The 19,937-nt window shown below is 45.0% G+C and carries 18 protein-coding genes; 10 read left to right on the forward strand and 8 right to left on the reverse strand.

The genetic code is table 11. The features are described 5' to 3' along the window. Positions 1-39 precede the first annotated feature (39 nt). The 4 genes from mch to MMOL_RS06850 form a co-directional block, all read right to left on the reverse strand. Complete coding sequence (gene mch / locus MMOL_RS06835; protein ID WP_015832285.1) at positions 40-1,020, reverse strand: methenyltetrahydromethanopterin cyclohydrolase; 981 nt, start codon at positions 1,018-1,020, stop codon at positions 40-42. A 47-nt stretch (positions 1,021-1,067) separates the two neighbouring features. Continuing rightward, positions 1,068-2,129, reverse strand: a complete 1,062-nt coding sequence (locus MMOL_RS06840) for an ATP-grasp domain-containing protein (protein ID WP_148207851.1) — start codon at positions 2,127-2,129, stop codon at positions 1,068-1,070. Between the two features lie 98 nt (positions 2,130-2,227). Further along, on the reverse strand, positions 2,228-3,145 hold the full coding sequence (locus MMOL_RS06845) for an NAD(P)-dependent methylenetetrahydromethanopterin dehydrogenase (RefSeq protein ID WP_015832287.1): 918 nt from the start codon (positions 3,143-3,145) through the stop codon (positions 2,228-2,230). Positions 3,146-3,206: 61 nt separating this feature from the next. Beyond that, entirely contained in the window at positions 3,207-4,196 is a 990-nt protein-coding gene (locus MMOL_RS06850) for a beta-ribofuranosylaminobenzene 5'-phosphate synthase family protein (protein WP_015832288.1), read from the reverse strand. 418 nt (positions 4,197-4,614) lie between these two features. Here MMOL_RS06850 and ppsA point away from each other — a divergent pair, with 418 nt between their 5' ends. Then, positions 4,615-6,984, forward strand: coding sequence for a phosphoenolpyruvate synthase (gene ppsA, locus MMOL_RS06855; protein WP_015832289.1), 2,370 nt, complete (start codon positions 4,615-4,617; stop codon positions 6,982-6,984). Positions 6,985-7,006: 22 nt separating this feature from the next. Continuing rightward, positions 7,007-7,822, forward strand: coding sequence for a pyruvate, water dikinase regulatory protein (locus MMOL_RS06860; RefSeq protein WP_015832290.1), 816 nt, complete (start codon positions 7,007-7,009; stop codon positions 7,820-7,822). Between the two features lie 130 nt (positions 7,823-7,952). Here MMOL_RS06860 and MMOL_RS06865 read toward each other — a convergent pair whose 3' ends face one another. Then, positions 7,953-8,438 carry a glutathione peroxidase gene (locus MMOL_RS06865; RefSeq protein WP_238524362.1) on the reverse strand — a complete coding sequence of 162 codons (486 nt, stop codon included), beginning with the start codon at positions 8,436-8,438 and terminating at the stop codon, positions 7,953-7,955. Between the two features lie 149 nt (positions 8,439-8,587). Continuing rightward, on the reverse strand, positions 8,588-8,983 hold the full coding sequence (locus MMOL_RS06870; RefSeq protein WP_015832292.1) for a CrcB family protein: 396 nt from the start codon (positions 8,981-8,983) through the stop codon (positions 8,588-8,590). A 95-nt stretch (positions 8,984-9,078) separates the two neighbouring features. Here MMOL_RS06870 and glgA point away from each other — a divergent pair, with 95 nt between their 5' ends. After that, positions 9,079-10,536: a glycogen synthase GlgA gene (gene glgA, locus MMOL_RS06875; protein ID WP_015832293.1), complete on the forward strand. Its 1,458-nt coding sequence runs from the start codon at positions 9,079-9,081 to the stop codon at positions 10,534-10,536. A gap of 204 nt (positions 10,537-10,740) precedes the next feature. Here the strand turns inward: glgA and orn are convergent, their stop codons facing one another. Beyond that, entirely contained in the window at positions 10,741-11,301 is a 561-nt protein-coding gene (gene orn / locus MMOL_RS06880; protein WP_015832294.1) for an oligoribonuclease, read from the reverse strand. A gap of 111 nt (positions 11,302-11,412) precedes the next feature. Between orn and MMOL_RS06885 the strand changes: the two genes are divergently transcribed. The 7 genes from MMOL_RS06885 (at position 11,413) to queD (ending at position 18,937) form a co-directional block, all read left to right on the forward strand. Continuing rightward, positions 11,413-12,663, forward strand: a complete 1,251-nt coding sequence (locus MMOL_RS06885; RefSeq protein ID WP_015832295.1) for a M48 family metallopeptidase — start codon at positions 11,413-11,415, stop codon at positions 12,661-12,663. Positions 12,664-12,688: 25 nt separating this feature from the next. Next, positions 12,689-12,997 carry a cytochrome c gene (locus MMOL_RS06890; protein ID WP_015832296.1) on the forward strand — a complete coding sequence of 103 codons (309 nt, stop codon included), beginning with the start codon at positions 12,689-12,691 and terminating at the stop codon, positions 12,995-12,997. Beyond that, the gene (rsgA, locus tag MMOL_RS06895) at positions 12,939-13,916 is read left to right on the forward strand and encodes a ribosome small subunit-dependent GTPase A (protein ID WP_015832297.1); all 978 of its coding nucleotides are present in this window, start codon (positions 12,939-12,941) and stop codon (positions 13,914-13,916) included. The genes MMOL_RS06890 and rsgA overlap by 59 nt, the downstream gene beginning before the upstream one ends. Positions 13,917-13,947: 31 nt before the next feature. Further along, entirely contained in the window at positions 13,948-14,871 is a 924-nt protein-coding gene (locus MMOL_RS06900; protein WP_015832298.1) for a histone deacetylase family protein, read from the forward strand. Between the two features lie 109 nt (positions 14,872-14,980). Then, a complete protein-coding gene (locus tag MMOL_RS06905) occupies positions 14,981-16,573 on the forward strand; it encodes a cyclic di-GMP phosphodiesterase (protein ID WP_015832299.1) in 1,593 nt (530 codons plus the stop codon). 14 nt (positions 16,574-16,587) lie between these two features. Beyond that, positions 16,588-18,351: a GGDEF domain-containing phosphodiesterase gene (locus MMOL_RS06910; protein WP_015832300.1), complete on the forward strand. Its 1,764-nt coding sequence runs from the start codon at positions 16,588-16,590 to the stop codon at positions 18,349-18,351. A gap of 145 nt (positions 18,352-18,496) precedes the next feature. Next, positions 18,497-18,937, forward strand: coding sequence for a 6-carboxytetrahydropterin synthase QueD (gene queD, locus MMOL_RS06915; RefSeq protein WP_015832301.1), 441 nt, complete (start codon positions 18,497-18,499; stop codon positions 18,935-18,937). A gap of 35 nt (positions 18,938-18,972) precedes the next feature. Here the strand turns inward: queD and rfbD are convergent, their stop codons facing one another. Then, entirely contained in the window at positions 18,973-19,932 is a 960-nt protein-coding gene (rfbD, locus tag MMOL_RS06920; protein ID WP_015832302.1) for a dTDP-4-dehydrorhamnose reductase, read from the reverse strand. Between the last annotated feature and the right edge of the window lie 5 nt (positions 19,933-19,937).

The raw sequence follows: 19,937 nt of genomic DNA on the forward strand, positions 1-19,937 counted from the left end.
TAATTAATATGATTCAGGGTTTAATTCACACGCGAAGAATTAGCGGAATGAGATGTTGATCAAATCTGCATTTAACTGACCAGCTTCAAACACATTGCCAGTATCAACGTTGGTTACCTTTACTTTAGCTGGGCTAAACAACATTGGGTCAATTTTGTAGAAATCCATCTCGTAGAATTTAAATACTTCAGCAAATGTTTTGCCGTAATCTTTAGATGCGCTACTTGGCAAATCTTGCGCTAATTTCGCTGCCGCTGCATCGTCACCTTTCACTTGCAGGCTTACAAAACCGCCAAACAAAATAGCGTCGTTAGTACGACCCATACCGGTCATAAAGTCACTTGCCACTGGCGGCAATACCGCCAAGCCTGTGCCACTCACGATATTTTCTAATGGGAAGTGCAAGGTGTGCGCTTTGTGCAACGCAACTTCCAATACGCGGCCTACAATCTGTACCACGCCAGCCACACTGGTAGTTGGCGTCAAGATAATGGTTAACTGCTCTGCAGACATTTTGGTGTCACGCAAGATTTTTTCAATCACTTCCACTGGCGGGACTTTGTCTGTTTCCAACACGATACAAGTGCTGGTGCCGCTATCTACGTAAGCTAGCTCTTTAAATAACTCTTCACGCTGTGCCAAAGCACGTGCAGGCCCTGAACCTAATGAAAAGAACTTCTCATGGCTGAGCGCCCAACCTGCGTATTGGCTGGCCAAGCAAGCGTGCACAGGCTGTGTTGAACTCACGGCAATTGCGTCATGCCAGTCAGCGAAGCGTTCATCCGCTTGCAAACTAACTTCGCCTAAACCACCCATGCAAATCTCAGCGATTAAACGACCAGCCTCTGCACAGCCAGGAAACTGGATGCCAGCATCCACGATGGTACAGCCAGAAGCGTGTTGAGATACACCAACGTGCAAAGTCTCCGCTTGCTCTATTAGCCTTTTTACCAACGGCGCACTAAGCTGATTAACACTAGGCGCTGTCGCCGATGTTTGGGTTGAAGAGGTATTTTGCATTTTTTTTCCTTTGCACTACTCACCAGCCTCGTGGAAGCAAGGTTTGTTTAATGAGTAGATTGTAATAAATTTTTAATCTGCTGCACTCTAGTCAGCACTTCTTTTTTTGCCGCGTCCGCACTATCTGCATACGCCAGCACACTGCAAACTGGAGCACCAGCTACAATCTTTAATGGTGCATCCAACTGGACAGGCGTATCCGTCACCCAGTCAGGCCAAACCATTTCTGTATTTAATGTAACATCAATATCGGCATACACAATCGCATGCGCTTTAGATACCGTTTTATACTCATGCTGCCACGCATACACACCAGCTAATCGCCTATGCATACACGCCTGCACATGGCGTTCAAACAAAACACCACCATTATCGTATAAATCAATCGTGGCGCTTAACCGCGGGTTAATTTCCAATACATATACCTGCTCTACACCAGTCCCTGTTTGATGCACAATGGCATCCAAACTATTTAAACCGAGCAGTCCAAATGCCAAAGTTAACTGCCTAGCTGCATCTAACAATTGCTGCTGTACCTTAGCAGATAACACAGCATGACTCACTGCACCGCCATACCGAAACGGCAACTGCGCACTGGCACAGATCCATTGCTCATTAAAACCCACCACTTCAACATCAGTGCCATTGGCAATAAACAATAGCGAAACTGGCATACCTGCAAGCTTGCGTTGAAAATAATGATGCGCTAGTGCACGACCCGGTGTCGACGCGGCGGGTTTGATATGTACACCACCGCTACCGCCAGAGAGTTTACTTACATACAAATCTAAATCGACATCAGCAGGCAACTGCTCAAAAGTTTCAGGATGCTGGATATTTAGCTTTTGCATCACTGCAAAAAACACGTTCATATCTTTGGCTGAGGCCAAAGTGGCAGGAGCATTACCAACTACTGGAATTAACGCAGCCACCTTTTGTAACAAATCTGGTTGCGCTTCAAACCCACTACCATACACAACGCCTGCAAACTGACAAAGCTGCAAGCCACCATCTAAATTTTCGACATCTAGTGCATTCAACGTTTGTAGCAAGTCTTCTGCATCAAATCCAAAAGCATCATGCTTTACTATCAGCGCTTTCTCTACCAAAGCAACCGTTTGCGCATCAGAAAATGCATCAATCGCTACAACCCTATAGCGAGCGCTGACCGCGGCCTCAACATAAGGCCGCGCTGATAATGCGATGATTAAGAGTGAACTTTTAATAGATCACGCGCCAACTTAAATGCAGCTGAGAATTCCAAATATTTTGGTTTTTCAAACGGTTGGTCTGATGGCAACATTTGTTTTAGCAATTGATGTTGCGTGTTGTATTTCAACTGACCAACAGCAATCGCGCCAATACCGTAAATGTTGGTACCTTCAATTTGCACGCTGTCATCACTTACACTCACGCCTTGCACGCCAAGTGGTGCAACTGCATTTACGTCAGCAACAACTTTTAGTTTTTTCGCAATGGCTAACTGTTCTTTGCTAATCACTTGAATACCAGCAGCAGCTGAACAAATCACGATGTCAGATTCAGCTAAAATCTCTTCTTTTTTCGCTTCAGTTGTACCATCAACTACTTTCATGCTTACTTGGTATTTTTCATTCCAAGCAGTAGCCTTAGGTACTACTGCTTCTACTGAGCTATGTGCAACCATTTGTACGTTAGCACCTTGCTGTGCTGCAATAATTGATGCACAGCTACCAACTGGGCCAGTAGAACCAAATACGCTCAAAGTTTTGCCAGCTAGGCTCTCACCAAAGTTTTCTTTAAGGCTAGCTTCTACTTTTGCAATCATTGCTGCTGCAGTAGTGAACGCGCCTGATGGGTCAGCAAATGCTGAACAGGCAAAAGGTGCAAACATTGCTTTCTTAGCAGTATTTAGCATATCCATCGCCAAATCGATATCACGACCACCAATAAAAATTGCTTCACGCTTAACACCTGAAAGGCCACGTGAGAAAATTGCATCTTGCGTTAAACCAGTTACCTCAGAGAGTTCAACATTCGTATACGGTACAACTTTATCAAAACCAGCGTCAAACGCCATGTTGACATCGAACGGACTTGCGTTCTTAGCGGCCGTGAATACATGCAAAATGCTAGCTTTTTCCATTGTTACTTTCCTTAATTTTAGTTTGTTTGTGTTAATTTTCACTAACCTAACCATTGTAAATTTATACGGTTACGTCGAATTTATTGAATTTTGCACCATGATTGCACGCACTGCAAATTTTCCATGAAAGTGCACTATCGGTGAAACTTGTTTTTAGCTGCTGCAAATGCAGCTCTGCCTGGTTTTTATTCGCAAATATAGCAAAACCAGTTGGCCCCCAAGAACTTTGGCCAAAACATGGCACGCCCATCAGCTCAAGGCGCTCCAGCACCGCGCTTACCAATCGGCTGGCATACCTGCCACCTTGCACCGGTAAAAAGTAATCGCCTACATGCTGCTGCAGCACTTGAATGCTTTGGCCAAAAGCGAGCAAATCTCGCTCAACTAATGCGGGCAGCGCCTGCATCAGCACATGCCTACACAACTGGGCGGCCAAGCTTTCCGGAAAAGTCGGCAATTCGTTAAACGCTATCTTCTCCTGCTCGCCGTGAATACCTGGCTCACTTGCATCAAAAATTAACAAGATAGCCCACTCTTCAGGGAAGTCATACCTCGCCAGCATTGGTGGTGGGCTAGCATTTACAGCAGAAACTACTCGTCCGCCATCCACCAGTAAACCACCGTAATCAAAAGCAGAAATACCAACCCCAGAACGCCTACCGCGTCCTGTTAATGTGGCTATTTGCATGCTAGTTAAATTAAGCTGGTACAAATGACTTATCGCAGCACCAGCCGCCAGTGCCATTTGGGTACCAGACCCTAAGCCTGAGTGCTCAGGCACAGCCTCGCTAATATTAACTTCAACAGCATCTGTAATGTTCATTGCATTTAAAATCTGCTGCGAAACTTTAGCAATCCGCGCAACGACCGACTCCGGCACAACACTCGCAGCTGACACCTGAAGCGATTTTGATCGCTTGGCAGTGAGCACCAAATTGGGCTCACTCAGGCTCAAGCCTATACTACCAAACTTGCGCCCAAGCCCACCATGCAAATCGAAAAAACCCATATGCAAGCGACCGCTAGTTGACACCTCAACGCTAGTGGCCATTGATCATTCCTGCTGAACTAATTTTTAGCAATCCGGCTTGATGCGAACGCTTCGCTCTGTGTAACATTGCATGGGTGTAACATTGCATAGTGATAATCGTATTAATGGTGATAATTTAGCTTCTTTAATTTATTTTAACTTAGGCTAAGCAATTTTCATACGCAAAACATTCTTGCCCTAATAATTTTAGTGTTAGAGCTAGTTTAAAAAACCAAAGATTTTATTCAATCTGTAGTTTTTCAGGTGACAACCCCAACATAATTAGGCAAAATGAGGGATTATTAAAATAATCTAACGCGTTCACCTCCCCTTCTACGCACAAGGCATCACCCAAACGGGTCAATTAGCTTTAAAATGAAGCGCGAGTGTCGAGTATATAGTTAGAAAATTAATCATTTGTTTGAACTAAGGAACTATCATGTCAGCCCACGTTATTCCATTTGAAAATTTACGCAACGTAGACGTCCCTTCAGTCGGCGGCAAAAATGCATCGCTAGGCGAAATGATTTCTCAACTGTCTGCAAAAGGAGTACGCGTCCCTACTGGTTTTGCTACTACAGCAGATGCGTATCGTGAATTTTTAGCTCAAGATGGCTTAGATGCCAAAATCAATGCTGAGCTTGATAAACTGAACGTAGACGACACACAAGCCCTTGCTACTTGTGGTAAACAAGTACGTGAATGGATTATGGCTGCACCATTTCCTGCCGCACTGGAAAAAGCAATTGCTGAAAACTATGAAACGTTGATTGCTAAATCAGGTAACGGCGCTACATTTGCAGTTCGCTCATCTGCAACGGCAGAAGATCTACCGGACGCATCATTTGCTGGCCAACAAGAATCATTCCTTAACATCCACGGTTTAGATAACATCTTGCACGCTATCAAAGAAGTATTTGCTTCTTTATATAACGACCGCGCAATCTCATACCGTGTACACAAAGGCTTTGTACACGCAGATGTAGCATTGTCAGCAGGCGTACAGCAAATGGTACGTAGCGACATTGGCTGTGCTGGCGTGATGTTCACCATTGATACTGAATCTGGCTTTAAAGACGTGGTGTTTATCACATCATCTTACGGTCTAGGTGAAACAGTGGTGCAAGGTGCGGTGAACCCTGATGAGTTCTATGTACACAAACCTACACTTGCACAAGGCAAACCATCTATCGTGCGACGCACGATGGGTTCTAAACTGATCAAAATGGTGTTCAGTGATGCAACTCGCGCAGGCAAAAGTACACACACCGTAGAGGTTGACCCAGCTGATAGCGACCGCTACTCATTATCAAATGATGACGTGCTAGAACTAGCACGCTATGCGATGATTATTGAAGCGCACTACGGCTGTCCAATGGATATCGAGTGGGGTAAAAACGGCGTAGACAACAAACTCTACATCCTGCAAGCGCGCCCTGAAACTGTTAAATCACAAGAAGCAGCAAGCAACGTTACTGAGACATTCAAACTTAACAAACACAGCGAAAAACCACTAGTGGTAGGCCGCGCTGTGACACAAAAAGTAGGCGTAGGCCCAGTACGTATCGTGTTAGACCCAGCAGATATGCACTTGGTACAGCCTGGTGACGTATTAGTTGCTGATATGACAGACCCTAACTGGGAGCCAGTGATGAAGCGTGCTAGCGCTTTGGTCACCAACCGTGGCGGCCGCACTTGCCACGCAGCAATTATTGCGCGTGAATTAGGTATTCCTGCGATTGTTGGTGCGGTAAACGCGACTGATGTATTGCGTGAAGGCGAAGTAGTTACCGTGTCATGTGCAGAAGGCGAATCAGGCTTTGTTTACCACGGTGAAATCGAGTATGACGTAAGCACACAAGCGGCAGCGGCACTGAAACCTGCACCATGCAAAATCATGATGAACGTTGGCAACCCGGACATGGCATTTAGCTTTGCTAATACACCTAACGATGGCGTAGGCTTGGCTCGTTTAGAGTTCGTAATCAACAACATGGTCGGCATCCATCCAAAAGCAATTTTGAATATGGAAGCCATGCCAAGTGCGATTCAAACCACCATTAAAAACCGTTCACGCGGCTATGCTTCACCTAAACAGTTCTATATCGACAAAGTGGCAGAAGGCGTTGCAACCATTGCAGCGGCGTTCTATCCAAAACCAGTGATTGTGCGTACTTCTGATTTCAAATCAAACGAGTATAAAAAATTGGTGGGTGGCGAGATCTACGAGCCAGATGAAGAAAACCCAATGATCGGTTTCCGTGGTGCAGCGCGTTACATGGCAGAAGACTTCAAAGAGTGTTTTGCGATGGAATGTATCGCTATGAAAAAAGTACGTGATGAAATGGGCTTAACCAACGTTGAGTTGATGATTCCTTTCGTTCGCACCTTAGCTGAAGCGAAAGCAGTGACTGAGATTATGGCTGCAAACGGCCTGAAACGAGGTGAGAATGGCTTACGTCTAATCATGATGTGTGAGATTCCATCTAACGCATTGCTTGCTGAGCAGTTCTTGGCTTACTTTGACGGCTTCTCAATTGGCTCAAACGACCTTACCCAACTAACCTTAGGTATGGACCGTGACTCAGGCATCCTTGCTGATGGCTTTGATGAGCGTAACGATGCGGTAAAAGTATTGCTGAAAATGGCAATCACCACTGCAAATCGCTTAGGTAAATACGTGGGTATTTGCGGTCAAGGCCCATCAGACCATCCTGACTTTGCGGAATGGCTGGTTGAAGAAGGTATCCAATCTGTATCACTTAACCCTGATACCGTGGTAGCAACTTGGCAACGTCTTACAAAATAGTCAATAACATAAGCAGACTGTCATGATTAAGCGTACCGCATTCTTCATTTCTGACGGCACTGGCATTACGGCAGGCGCATTGGGTAAGTTACTGGAGCATTTCCCCAGCACTCACTTTACCCAAGTGCGCTTACCGTTCACCAACACGCTAGAGAAGATCAAGCTAGCGCAAGAAGCAATCGTGCATGCCACAGAAGAAGACGGCGGTCGCCCAGTCGTGATTATGACCTTGGGCGACATTGCTTTGCGTAACTCGCTCAAACAATGTAACGCCTACTTTATTGACCTATTCAACACCTTTATTGACCCGTTGGGCTTGGAACTTGAACAAAAGCCACTGACCGGTGCAGGCATTGCCCATAGCGTGATGGGCAGTAGCTACAATGAGCGTATGGAGGCGATTAACTTCACACTCAACCATGACGATGGGATGACCAACAACGGCTTAGAAGAAGCCGAAGTCATTCTAGTCGGCGTATCTCGCTGTGGCAAAACGCCAACCAGCGTTTACCTCGCGATGCAATTTGGCGTAAAAGCTGCAAACTACCCACTGATTCCTGAAGACTTTGAGCGCGGCACCCTACCGGCAGTACTCAATAAACATTTAGGTAAGATTTTTGGCTTAACCATTAAAGCCGAACGCCTACATGCAGTACGCAATGAGCGCAGAGCTGGTAGCTTCTATGCCTCATTGGATAATTGCCGTCAGGAAATTGCAACTGCTGAAACACTTATGCGTAATGCAGGCATCACCTGGGCAGACTCAACCAGCCGCTCAGTAGAAGAACTATCTGCCATTATTCTGGAAAAAATGCGACATCCAGCCAGTAGCAAATAATCGTTTGAGCTTTACAAAAAACAAATAAAAAAGGTGCTGAATCAGCACCTTTTTTTATTTTGCATTACTAAATTTGCACTTAAGTATCAGATTTGCGCTTACCTATTGAGTTTTCTCTTACCTGTCGCCCCTACTTCAAGCTGGGCTTAATCTTACTCAAAATTTCTGCCGCGTTCGGCTTTACATCGCTACTGTATGCATATACATCATTACCACCTGGCAAAATCACATATTTGAAGAAATTCCAGCTTGGGGACTGTCCGGTTTTGGCAATCAACTGCTGATAAAATGGATTGGCAGTTTTACCGCTGACGGAAGACTTGCTAATCATTGGGAACTTCACCGAATAGGTTAACTTACAAAAATCATTAATTTGCTTATCGTCACTTAACTCTTGCTTAAAATCATTGGATGGAAAACCAATCACTAGCAAACCTTGCTTTTTGTACTGGCTATACAAGCTCTCTAGCGCCTCAAACTGCGGCGTAAAGCCACATTTGCTGGCAGTATTCACCACTAAGATGGGTTTATCCTGATAATCACACAGGTTGATTTTTCCACCCTGCAAAGTGGAAAACTGATGGTTGTACAACGCAGAACAAGCAGCATTTGCCATATTGGTCGTTGATAACATAAGTATTGAAAGTAATGCTGATAAGCCAATTTTTGAAGCGCTAGATGAAAAGTACATTTCCACTCACTTAACTATCAATAATATAGATGATACTGTGACTAGGCTTTTTATATTAAATTCCATCGTGCCTCCTATTGCTTAATGTACTGTACAGCGGCAACCCCAAGCGCTGCCATCAGCAATGCGCCAAACATGTGGGTAAATGCGTGCAATGCAGCTAGATAATAATCATGGCGGTGTAACAAAGATAAACTCTCGCCGGTAAAGGCTGAGAATGTGGTCAACCCACCTAAAAAACCTGTGGTAATAAATAGGCGCAAACTTGGGTTATCCAACCCGCCTAGCCCAATCAAGCCCATTGCTACCCCCATTAACAGCCCCCCACCGAGATTAGCAATAAGCGTGCCCAACGGCAGGTTAGGCATAATAACGTTAAAGGCAATACCTAAGCCCCAGCGACTCCATGCGCCTAATGCCGCGCCTGCACCAACCGCTAGCGTATTTGTAAAATTTATCGCGGAATTCATATTCTTAAACCCAGATTAGCAGCATCGTATAGTAAAATCTTTTCATCAGATTTAGCCAATACTAAAATAAACATAAGAACTTTAGCGAGAAAATCATGGCAATGAAAGTGTTATTTGTGAGCTCTGAGGTTTTTCCACTGATCAAGACCGGTGGATTAGCTGATGTTAGCGGCTCTCTACCCACGGCCTTACAGGGGTTAGGAGTTGATATTCGGATACTGGTACCGGGCTACAATGCCGTATTAGCCGCATTAAAAGACTTAACAACCGTTGCATCGCTAGATTATCTGCCACAAATAGGCCAAGCTGAATTGCAACTTGGCACCATAGAGAGCACACAAGTTAAAATACTGGTCATTAAAGCGCCCGATTTATATGAGCGTGATGGTGGGCCATATGCAGACCCGCAAGGGTTGGAGTGGCAGGATAACCCAGCGCGTTTTGGTGTATTGTCCAAAGTTGCAGCGATATTAGCCAGCGACAACTCCCCTATCCAGAATTGGCGGCCAGATATTGTTCATTGCAATGACTGGCAAACAGGCTTAACCCCTGCCTACATGAAGCTCACCGAGCATTCACGCGCTAAATCCATTATTAGCCTGCATAACATGGCGTTTCAGGGCTGCTACCCACAACAGTGGGTAGCCAGCTTGGGTTTACCTAGCACAAACTTTACGATTGAAGGCTTTGAATATCACAATCAACTGTCATTCTTAAAGGCAGGCATCTTCTATGCGGATGCAATTTCTACCGTGAGCCCGCGCTATGCACAAGAAATTCAAACCACAGCGTTTGGCTTTGGCTTAGAAGGCCTGCTCAGCAAACGCGGTCATGAAATCAAAGGCATACTGAATGGCATTGAAACCGATGAATGGAATCCTGCAACCGATCAATATCTAACCAAACATTACAGCGCAAGTAAACTAGCAGGCAAGAAGCAAGTTAAAAAGGCGCTACAACAGCAGTTTGGGCTCGATATCGATGCAGATGCACCATTATTGGGCGTAGTCAGCCGCCTTACCCACCAAAAAGGTTTGGACATGCTGCTGCCCCATCTGCAAAGCCTGATCAACCAAGGTTGCCAATTTGCTTTATTAGGTGGTGGTGAAACGGCGCTGGAATCAGCATTTTTAGAGATTGCAGCACAAAACCCTAACCGCGCCAGCGTGACCATAGGTTATAACGAATCACTCTCCCACCAAATCATGGCGGGCTGCGATATGTTTGTGATGCCTTCTCGTTTTGAGCCTTGCGGCCTGAACCAACTCTACGGTTTAGCTTATGGCACGCCACCCATTGTTAACGCCACTGGCGGCCTTGCGGACTCTATTATTGACGCAGATGCAACGCACTTGGCAAATAAAACAGCCAATGGTTTTGTCATGGTAGAAGCCAGTGCAGATGGTTTAATTGCCAGCATTCAACGTGCGTTAGAAATGTTCAGAACCAATCCTAAGCTATGGAAGCAGCTGCAAACCACGGGGATGTCACAGGATTTAAGCTGGGCTAAAAGCGCGCAAGAGTACTTGGCTTTGTACCAATCTCTCGTTTAAAACAATTGAAAAGAAAAAGGGGTGAAAAGTTGGCATGCTTGATGCTTATATAAAATCAAGCTTACATATATCTCCTAAGCCGATTTTCTCCCCTTCAGGCGCCCTTAGTTGGCGCCTTTTTTTATCTAAATGCTGTATATCTGTAGATTGAACATCTACACATTGAGCCATTAACTACTAATCGTACTTAATGGCTAAGCTGCATTACTTAACAATAAAGTGTTCGCGATAATATTTAAGCTCGTCAATAGACTCATAAATATCAGCCAATGCCTCGTGACGGCTTGCCTTTTTGAAACCTGAGTAAATTTCTGGTTTCCATCTGCGTGCTAACTCTTTAAATACGCTGACATCTAAATTGCGGTAATGGAAAAAGCTTTCCAGTTCAGGCATATAGCGCGCCATAAAGCGTCTGTCCTGACAGATGGAGTTACCACACATCGGTGACTTACCTGATGGCACATGCGCTTTAAGAAACTCTATCATTTGTGCTGAAGCTTCAGCCTCACTTAATGTAGACGCCTTTACTTTATCAATCAAGCCAGAGCGGCCATGTGCACCCTTGTTCCAAGCATCCATGCCGTCTAACACTTCATCAGATTGATGCACGACAAACACCGGTGACTCAGCTAATACGTTTAAATCTGCATCGGTCACCACCGCTGCCAACTCTAAAACACGGTCAGAATCTGGCAGTAAACCGCTCATTTCCATATCAAGCCAAATTAAATTATTCTGATTCGTCGTATTGTCTGCAGCTGCCATCATGATTTCCATTAAAATGAGTATTGTTAAGTAAACAGTGTGAACCATCACATCTAAAATGCTTCACAATACGTATATTAACTTAATTCAATTCTTAAAACGAACGATAAAATGGCTCAAACTCTCACCATTACTTTCATTAGCTTGCTGGTTATCACTACATTTGTGCGTATTTGGCTTGGCAGACGCCATATTGCGCATGTGCAATCTCATCGCAACCAAGTGCCTCAAGCTTTTAGCGAAAATATCGCATTGGAAGCGCATCAGAAAGCTGCGGATTACTCTACAGACAAAACCAAATTAGCGTTACTGGAAACTACAGTGCAGGCTGTGTTATTGGCAGCATTAACCATAGGTGGTGGTTTGCAATGGATAGACGACTTATGGCACAACCTAATTGTGAACCATGACATTGCACGTGGTGCAGTTGTGATTGTGAGTGCCATGCTGGTGAGCAGCATGATAGATTTGCCATTTGAATACTATAAAACGTTTGTGGTGGATGAAAAATTTGGCTTCAACAAAATGACGCCAGCCATGTTTTTTAGCGACTTGGTAAAACAAAGCATCGTGGGCATCGTTTTAGGCGCACCTATCCTATTTGCAGCTTTATGGTTAATGCAAGGTGCCGGCGACTACTGGTGGCTTTACCTGTGGATTGTATGGAGTGCGTTTAATTTAATGATGCTCGCAGTTTATCCAACCTTTATCGCGCCATTTTTCAACAAATTCACGCCGTTAGAAGACCAAGCGCTAAAACAAAGAATTGAATCATTGCTAACCAAATGCGGTTTTAAATCTCAAGGTCTATTTGTAATGGACGGCTCTGCACGTAGCAGCCACGGCAACGCTTACTTTACCGGCTTTGGAGCATCCAAACGTGTGGTGTTTTTTGACACCTTACTCGCTAGATTAAATGCAGATGAAATTGAAGCGGTATTGGCACATGAGCTTGGCCACTTTAAGCACCACCATGTAATTAAACGTATTGCCATGATGTTCTTTATTAGCTTCGTTGGCTTAGCATTACTAGGCTGGCTCATGAAACAGGATTGGTTCTACACCGGACTTGGTGTAAGCGAAGTAAGCAACCACATGGCACTCGTATTATTTTTGCTGGTATCACCGGTGTTCTTATTCATTTTAAGGCCTATCATGGCAAGCTATTCACGCAAAAATGAGTTTGAAGCTGACAGCTACGCTGCTAAACACGCCAATGCCAAATATTTAATCGAAGCACTAGTGAAGCTGTATCGCGACAACGCGTCTACATTAACGCCAGATCCGCTACATTCGGCTTTTTATGATTCACATCCACCGGCAAGTATACGAATTTCAAAATTAGCGGCGTATACTAGCTAACATCCTCTTTAAAAAGGTGAGCAAGATGAAACTGTTGCGATATTTAGTATTGCTGTTCATCAGTTGCAACGCGCATGCCGAACCTTTTCAAGCTGCAGATGCAGTTGCGGGTAAAGTGCTGGTTAACCAACACTGCATCCGCTGCCATGCGGCTAGCTTTGGTGGTGATGGCTCGGGCATTTACACACGAGAGTTTCGTAAAGTAAAGAGCTCAAGTGCGCTTGCCGCGCAAGTCCGTAATTGCAACACCATGTTAGGCCTGAAATGGTTTGAAGATGAAGAGCTTAACGTTGCAAAATACCTCAATCAACAATACTACAAATTTACAGAATAGCGAGCACGTGGGTATCTCAATTAATGCGCAAGATGAAACAGGCTTGCAAGGCACAGTAGTGGCCGCTTACGGCAAACGCTACCAAGTAGAACTCACCGACACCAAACAGCGTATCAGCTGTGTTACTCGTGGCAAAAAGACCGACCTTGCCTGCGGTGATTTTGTTTTAGTCAAACTTACAGATAAAGAAGAAGGCGTGGTGGAGTCTACCCTGCCCCGCAAGACACTACTGTTTCGTAGCAATGCGTTTAAAAGCAAGATGTTGGCAGCTAATGTCACGCAAATTATTATCGTACTAGCGACGCAGCCCAGCTTTTATGAGGCTCTCCTCAACCGCTGCCTAATTGCGGCAGAAGCAGCTGGCATTAAAGCACTGATTGTACTTAACAAATGCGACCTGACAGACAATCATGATGCACTGAGAAAACTGGAGCTGTACAGCAAGCTGGGTTATCAGGTATTGCCGTTATCGGCAAAACTAGACATCTCTAGTCTGAGACCATATCTGCAAGATGAAGTAAGTATACTAGTCGGACAATCCGGCATGGGAAAATCCACTATTATTAATGCGCTATTGCCATCTGAGGCTGTGCGTACACAGGAAGTGAGCCATGTACTGGATAGCGGCAAACACACCACGACAGCTGCGCATTTATATCACTTAGACGCAAGCAGCCAACTGATTGACTCCCCGGGCTTGCAAGAATTTGGCTTACACCATTTGAACACAGATGAGCTGGAACATGCCTTTATTGAATTTAGGCCATTTTTAGGAAAATGCAGATTCAACAACTGCAAGCACCTGCAAGAGCCGGATTGTGCGATTACCGAAGCGCTATCACAGGATAAAATATCGGCAGAGAGATTAGCGATTTATAAGATGTTACGTACTGAGATTTCTCACCAGATACAGCATTAACCAAATTACAGCAATCAGCCACAGGTATAGTATGACAACCGCTTTCATTACTCACCCTGACACTTTATTGCACATCATGGATGGCAACCATCCAGAATCGCCAGCGCGCATCACTGCCATTAAAAACGCACTGATAAAGCAAGGCATCTACCAGCATCTAGCCGTGTATGAAGCACCGGCTGCAACCGGCGCACAATTGGCACGCGTTCACCACTCAGATTACATCCAGCACATTCGTGCGCTGTCACCCAAGGCTGGCTTAGTACGGCTGGATGCGGACACCGCCATGGGCCCCATGAGCTTATCCGCAACCCTGCATGCCAGCGGTGCCGCGGTGCTAGCCACTGATCTCGTCATGCAAGGCAAAGCAGACAATGCCTTCTGCTGCGTTAGACCGCCAGGCCACCATGCTGGCCGTGCCAATAGCGCAGGATTCTGCATTTTCAACCATATAGCAGTTGGCGTTGCCCATGCTTTAGCCCAATACAAAGTCCAACGCGTTGCGATTATTGACTTTGATGTGCACCATGGTGACGGTACAGAAGATATTTTTAAAAGCAATCCACAAGTCATGCTCTGCTCAACATTTCAGCACCCATTTTATCCGCACCGTGGCTTTGATACCCGCACCGCCACCATGATTAACGTACCGTTGGCTGCCAACGCAGAAGGTAAGCAATACCAGCAAGCGTTCAATCAGGAGTTTTTACCTGCACTTAACCAATTTAAGCCTGAGATTATTTATGTATCAGCAGGATTTGACGCACACATTGACGACCCGCTGGCAGGCATGCAGTTAGTTAACCAAGACTATGCATGGATCACCAGCTTTATTAAACAAGTGGCTAAGCAGCATGCGCAAGGCAGAACAGTCTCCTTACTAGAGGGCGGCTATCACCTGCCAGCATTAGCGCAAGCCGCTAGTACGCACATTAGCGTAATGATGCAAACATAAATAAGACATTGAATCATGCGAAGAATGAAACGATAATACTAGCTATGTATCAAGCCTCAAGTAATCACTACCAAGCCGTGTAAGAAAACAATACTCAGGACCTTATCAATTGACTGATATTCGCAAAGAGCAGACCCCTGTACATGCACTGGCAATTGGCATGTTTGTATGTGAGCTGGATCGGCCTTGGCTTGGGACGCCCTTCTTGCTGGAAGGCTTATTAATTGAAGACGAAGAGCAAATCACCACGCTGGCTAGTTTGTGCGAGTTTGTCTATGTAGATCGTACCGTATCACTTGGTCAGTATTATCTGGCAGCGGAGAAAAAGTCGATTGCCGTTAATCGTCAGGCCTCTAATACTATCAATCACTCAGTAGCATCCAGACCGTCCACACCGAGTGTACGCCCAGCAGAAACTAAATCTAGCGAGAGCAAAGAACAACGCTCATTTTTTAATGTGGTAAGGGAAATTCGGGACTTCAATCAACATACGCAGCAAGCGGTTAACCACAACAACCCCAACCTCAATCTAAGCTACCTGAGCCAAGAAGCTGATCTGAGTGCAGAAGACACAATGGCTAGCCTGCCTTTATCAAAGCTAATTAAGGCTGATTTATCACGCTTTGTATCCGGCTTAAAAAGCTGGCGACCAGGCATGAGAAAAGGGTCGCACAACACTTCTGCACAGCAGAACCACGATAAAGCATTTGCCGACACAGCGACACATCTGCACCAGGCATTATTAGAAGAAAAGTATCCGGTAGAGCAGGAAATTAGTACCATTTATCCTAGTTACGAGAGAACACAGCTAGTCACGCGTGAGTTCTTTAATGCCATGGCAGAAGGCCAGTTGGTAGACTTAACCAAAGTAGATGAAACCCTGAATGATATGGTAGACAGCATTGAGCGTAACTCTGACGCACTGTTGTGGCTGGCACGCTTAAAACAAACGGATGACTACTCATACAACCATGCGCTCAATGTTTCCATCATGCTGATGGCACTTGCCAACTTTATGGCACTGCCCAAAAAGCAGATTAAAGACCTAGGCATGGCCGGTTTGCTGCAAGATATAGGCAAGGTGAAAATTCCTAAAGAACTACTGCAAAAAAAAGAAAAAATCTCTGCAGAAGAATATGAAATCTTTAAAAAACACGTAGATTACGCTTTAGCGTTATTAGAAGTCACCGACAACATCTCCAGCACCACAATGATTGCAGTCACCCAGCACCATGAGCGCATTGATGGTAGCGGCTACCCTTATGAGCTTAAAGGTAAGCAAATTAGCCTAGCTGGGCAAATGGCTGGGCTAATTGACACATACTGTGCACTCACTACGAACAAAGCTTATGCTAAAAGTGTTTACAATCAGTTTGCACTAGAAAAAATACATGCGCTGCGGGACACTAAGTTTGATGGGCATTTAATTGATCAGTTGGTACAGTTTTTAGGAATGTATCCGGTCAGTTCGTTAGTTGAACTCAACTCTGGAGAAGTTGGCGTAGTGATTCAGCAAAATAGCGTACGCCGCCTGCAGCCCAAGCTAATGATTTTACTCAACCCCGATAAAACAAAAAACGAATTTCCACCCACACTTAATTTAATCAATGCGCCACTAACACCCAGCGGTGAGCCATACAAAATAGTCAGGGGTCTACCGCCTGACAGCTATGGCCTCAATATCAACACTTACTTTAGCTAAACGATCACCGCCCGATGATGAAAATCCAAGAAGAAATCTACAGTTTAATAGATCATGAATTTACACTGAATACATCGCCCAATGAGCTACTAACCATTATGCAGGCTTATCAACTAAGCCCCAAAGATCTAGCTGGGCCTTATCACTACAACCCACAATTAGCAGCAGCCAACCCCGATACTACGCCTAACAATATGCTGCAAGTATTGCAAGATTGGCCTCAACAGTTAAATTGGTCACAGCTTAATCAAGCCATAGACGAACTGCTACACCATTGGTTGCTGGATTACAAAGCGGGGGGGGATCTAGGCCATGCGCTGATGCTGACGCAATGCATACAGTTGCAGACAGCAACGCATACGGATAGCGCGTTGTCTCTATACAACCCTCAGTTTCACCTAGTGCTAACGCATTTATTGTCGCTCGCAACCAACCAATTTGATCAGTATCGGTATAACTATTCAAAGAGCTTTGATTTAACTACTGGTCTACCCAATCATCAGCTCATGCATAAGCTGATTAAAAAAGCAGAGGCCGAAAATATCAATCTGGGTTTGCTTTTACTTAATTTAAATATCAATCCAGATAAAGAAAGAAAAATAAGTACAGATCAACCAACACTAGAATTGGCTGCGGTTGACCTTATCCAGCAGCACCTGAGTAAAGACACTAGGCTATTTCACATTAGTCCCAATGAGTTTGCGATTATTATCGAAGACTTACACTTCCCAGCACAGCTCAATCTGATTGCATCAGAGCTGATTCATGCTTTTGAGTCATCATTGCCGCTCGTGAATAACAGCCTAATTGTGAAACCCTATTTTGGTGGCGTGACAACATTTAAACACACCTCTAAAGCGCACTCACTATATGAATGCGCTAAATTAGCGTTACATCATGCAATGATCAATCACTATCAGATTGAAATGTATGATCAGCACATTACCAGCGTCTTCTCCAGCACCCATTCGCTAGAGGAAGCCATTATCGAGGCTTTGCAAAACAATGAGCTGGAGGTGTATTTACAGCCGATTGTCAGCTTGCCTAAGCATGAACTAGGCCACGCCACTTGCGTCAGCGCCGAAATGCTATTACGTTGGCATAACGAAGAATGGGTAGGCATTTCGCCGATGCGCCTGATCGACACCATCTACAAAAAAGGCTTTGGTAAGATATTCATCCGCTGGCTTATTAACACTGCCTGCCAGCGTATCGCTGAGGTTATCGCAACTAACCAAAATGACTTTGCCTTGACCGTAAACCTATCCTCACCAGATTTGCTGGATGCTGACCTGCCCGAGCTAATTGCACAATCCATTGCCTTATGGGATATCCCAGCTAAATCATTGGTGATTGAAATCACTGAAAGTGATTTGCTGCTGGATGAGAAAAAAGCCATGTCGGTGATTAACCGTATTTCACAACTGGGCTGCTCATTTGCGCTGGATGATTTTGGCACCGGCTATTCATCCATGACCAGGCTACGCAACATGCCGATTAGTTTGGTTAAAATTGACCAATCTTTTGTGAAGCAAATCGATAAATCCACGCAAGACAGAGAAATTGTGCTCTCCATTATCCAACTCGCACATAGCCTAGGTAAAACCGTAGTCGCAGAAGGTGTGGAAGATTTAAGCTGCCTTAACATACTGACCGAAATGCAATGCGACAAAATACAAGGATATTACTACTCAAAATCCATGTCGCTCAATGACTTCAATGTATGGCTGGCTAACTTTCAGAATCAATACACGCCACTTACACATAAACATGAATAGTCACATAAACATGAATAATTGCCGATGCAATTTTAAGCCCGCATCTCTCACCGACAACTCTACGGAGTGAGGGTATAATGGCGCTAGTTTGTTACGTTCAACATGTTTGAACGTGCTGTTAAAATCACTCTTTGATGACATCAATATGCACATTACTACCCGCCTTGAATTTGACGCAGGCCACCGGATTCCACACCATAAGAGCCAATGCAAAAACTTGCATGGGCATCGCTATGCAATCGAAATCACGCTATCTGGTGACATTATCACTGCTGAAAATAGCTCAGATAACGGGATGGTGATGGATTTTTCTGATGTAAAAACGATTGCAAAAGAAGCAGTGGTCAACGTTTGGGATCATGCGTTCTTGGTATACGAGCACGATACGGACGTCTTAAACTTCTTGAACACCCTGCCCAACCATAAAACAGTAGTGTTCCCGACTGTGCCCACGGCAGAAAACATGGCGGCAGAGGCTTTCAGAATTTTAAAGGCGCGCTACCAAGATACTTACGGTAACCACCTCAAGCTAGAAAAAGTACGCTTATATGAAACACCTAACAGCTGGGCTGATGCCCTAGGCTAACCCTGAGCTAGTCTAGGTTAAAAACCCTAGACCAATTAGTTAGTTGGCAACGCTTCAAGCTCGGCCATTAATGCATCACGCCAATCTGGCAACTGCACTGAGAAATCGCTACTTAACTTCGTGCAATCCAAACAAGAGTTAGCAGGGCGCGCCGCAGGCGTTGGATAATCTGCAGTTGTGATTGGCCCAATATTGGCAACCTTGGCTTTTAGCATTGGCCAGTCACGTGCTGGTTGCAACTGCGCATAGGCATCCACAATCGCTGTTGCAAAACCGTGCCATGTTGTACGTCCAGCATTCACCAAATGATACACGCCAGAATGCTCACCATCCCAGCGCGCCAACACCTCCACTACCGCTTGCGCAATACTATGGCTACTGGTTGGCGCACCTATCTGATCAGCCACGATGCGCAACTGCTCACGCTCTTTTGCTAAACGCAGAATCGTATGCAAAAAGTTCTTGCCGTAAGCCCCGTAGACCCATGATGTTCTAAAAATCAGAGATGGTAGCCCGACCGCACGAACCGCCTCTTCACCGGCTAATTTAGACTTCCCATATATGCTTAACGGTGCAGTGGCATCATCTTCTACATACACCCCAATTTTATTACCGGCATATACATAATCAGTAGAAAAATGGATAAATTTAGCCCCCAGCTTTGCCGCCTCCTCAGCTAACACTCCGGGTGCCGTCGCGTTAATCGCATAGGCTAAATCAGGCTCTGACTCTGCTTTATCTACTGCAGTGTAAGCTGCCGGATTGATAATCAAGTCAGGCTGTATGGCCTGCACCACATCACGTATGGCCTGCGGATTGGATAAGTCGAGCTGGCTTCTATCCAGACAAACCAGCTCGGCAAACAAGCCAGACTGATTTGCTAATGCTAACTGCAAGGCATGCCCGACCTGACCATTCACGCCAGTCAATAATATTTTTTTATACTTTGGTGTTTGGATTACTTTAGGAGTTTGGTTTACTTTAGGTATTTGCATTACGA

The sequence above is a fragment of the Methylotenera mobilis JLW8 genome, assembly GCF_000023705.1.
Classification (GTDB): Bacteria; Pseudomonadota; Gammaproteobacteria; order Burkholderiales; family Methylophilaceae; genus Methylotenera; species Methylotenera mobilis.

Coding starts and splice junctions, on each gene's coding strand:
- mch (WP_015832285.1), bottom strand. CDS start 1,020: ATGCAAAATACCTCTTCAACCCAAACATCGGCGACAGCGCCTAGTGTT.
- MMOL_RS06845 (WP_015832287.1), bottom strand. CDS start 3,145: ATGGAAAAAGCTAGCATTTTGCATGTATTCACGGCCGCTAAGAACGCA.
- MMOL_RS06850 (WP_015832288.1), bottom strand. CDS start 4,196: ATGGCCACTAGCGTTGAGGTGTCAACTAGCGGTCGCTTGCATATGGGT.
- ppsA (WP_015832289.1), top strand. CDS start 4,615: ATGTCAGCCCACGTTATTCCATTTGAAAATTTACGCAACGTAGACGTC.
- MMOL_RS06860 (WP_015832290.1), top strand. CDS start 7,007: ATGATTAAGCGTACCGCATTCTTCATTTCTGACGGCACTGGCATTACG.
- MMOL_RS06865 (WP_238524362.1), bottom strand. CDS start 8,438: ATGGCAAATGCTGCTTGTTCTGCGTTGTACAACCATCAGTTTTCCACT.
- MMOL_RS06870 (WP_015832292.1), bottom strand. CDS start 8,983: ATGAATTCCGCGATAAATTTTACAAATACGCTAGCGGTTGGTGCAGGC.
- glgA (WP_015832293.1), top strand. CDS start 9,079: ATGGCAATGAAAGTGTTATTTGTGAGCTCTGAGGTTTTTCCACTGATC.
- orn (WP_015832294.1), bottom strand. CDS start 11,301: ATGGCAGCTGCAGACAATACGACGAATCAGAATAATTTAATTTGGCTT.
- MMOL_RS06885 (WP_015832295.1), top strand. CDS start 11,413: ATGGCTCAAACTCTCACCATTACTTTCATTAGCTTGCTGGTTATCACT.
- MMOL_RS06890 (WP_015832296.1), top strand. CDS start 12,689: ATGAAACTGTTGCGATATTTAGTATTGCTGTTCATCAGTTGCAACGCG.
- rsgA (WP_015832297.1), top strand. CDS start 12,939: ATGAAGAGCTTAACGTTGCAAAATACCTCAATCAACAATACTACAAAT.
- MMOL_RS06900 (WP_015832298.1), top strand. CDS start 13,948: ATGACAACCGCTTTCATTACTCACCCTGACACTTTATTGCACATCATG.
- MMOL_RS06910 (WP_015832300.1), top strand. CDS start 16,588: ATGATGAAAATCCAAGAAGAAATCTACAGTTTAATAGATCATGAATTT.
- queD (WP_015832301.1), top strand. CDS start 18,497: ATGCACATTACTACCCGCCTTGAATTTGACGCAGGCCACCGGATTCCA.
- rfbD (WP_015832302.1), bottom strand. CDS start 19,932: ATGCAAATACCTAAAGTAAACCAAACTCCTAAAGTAATCCAAACACCA.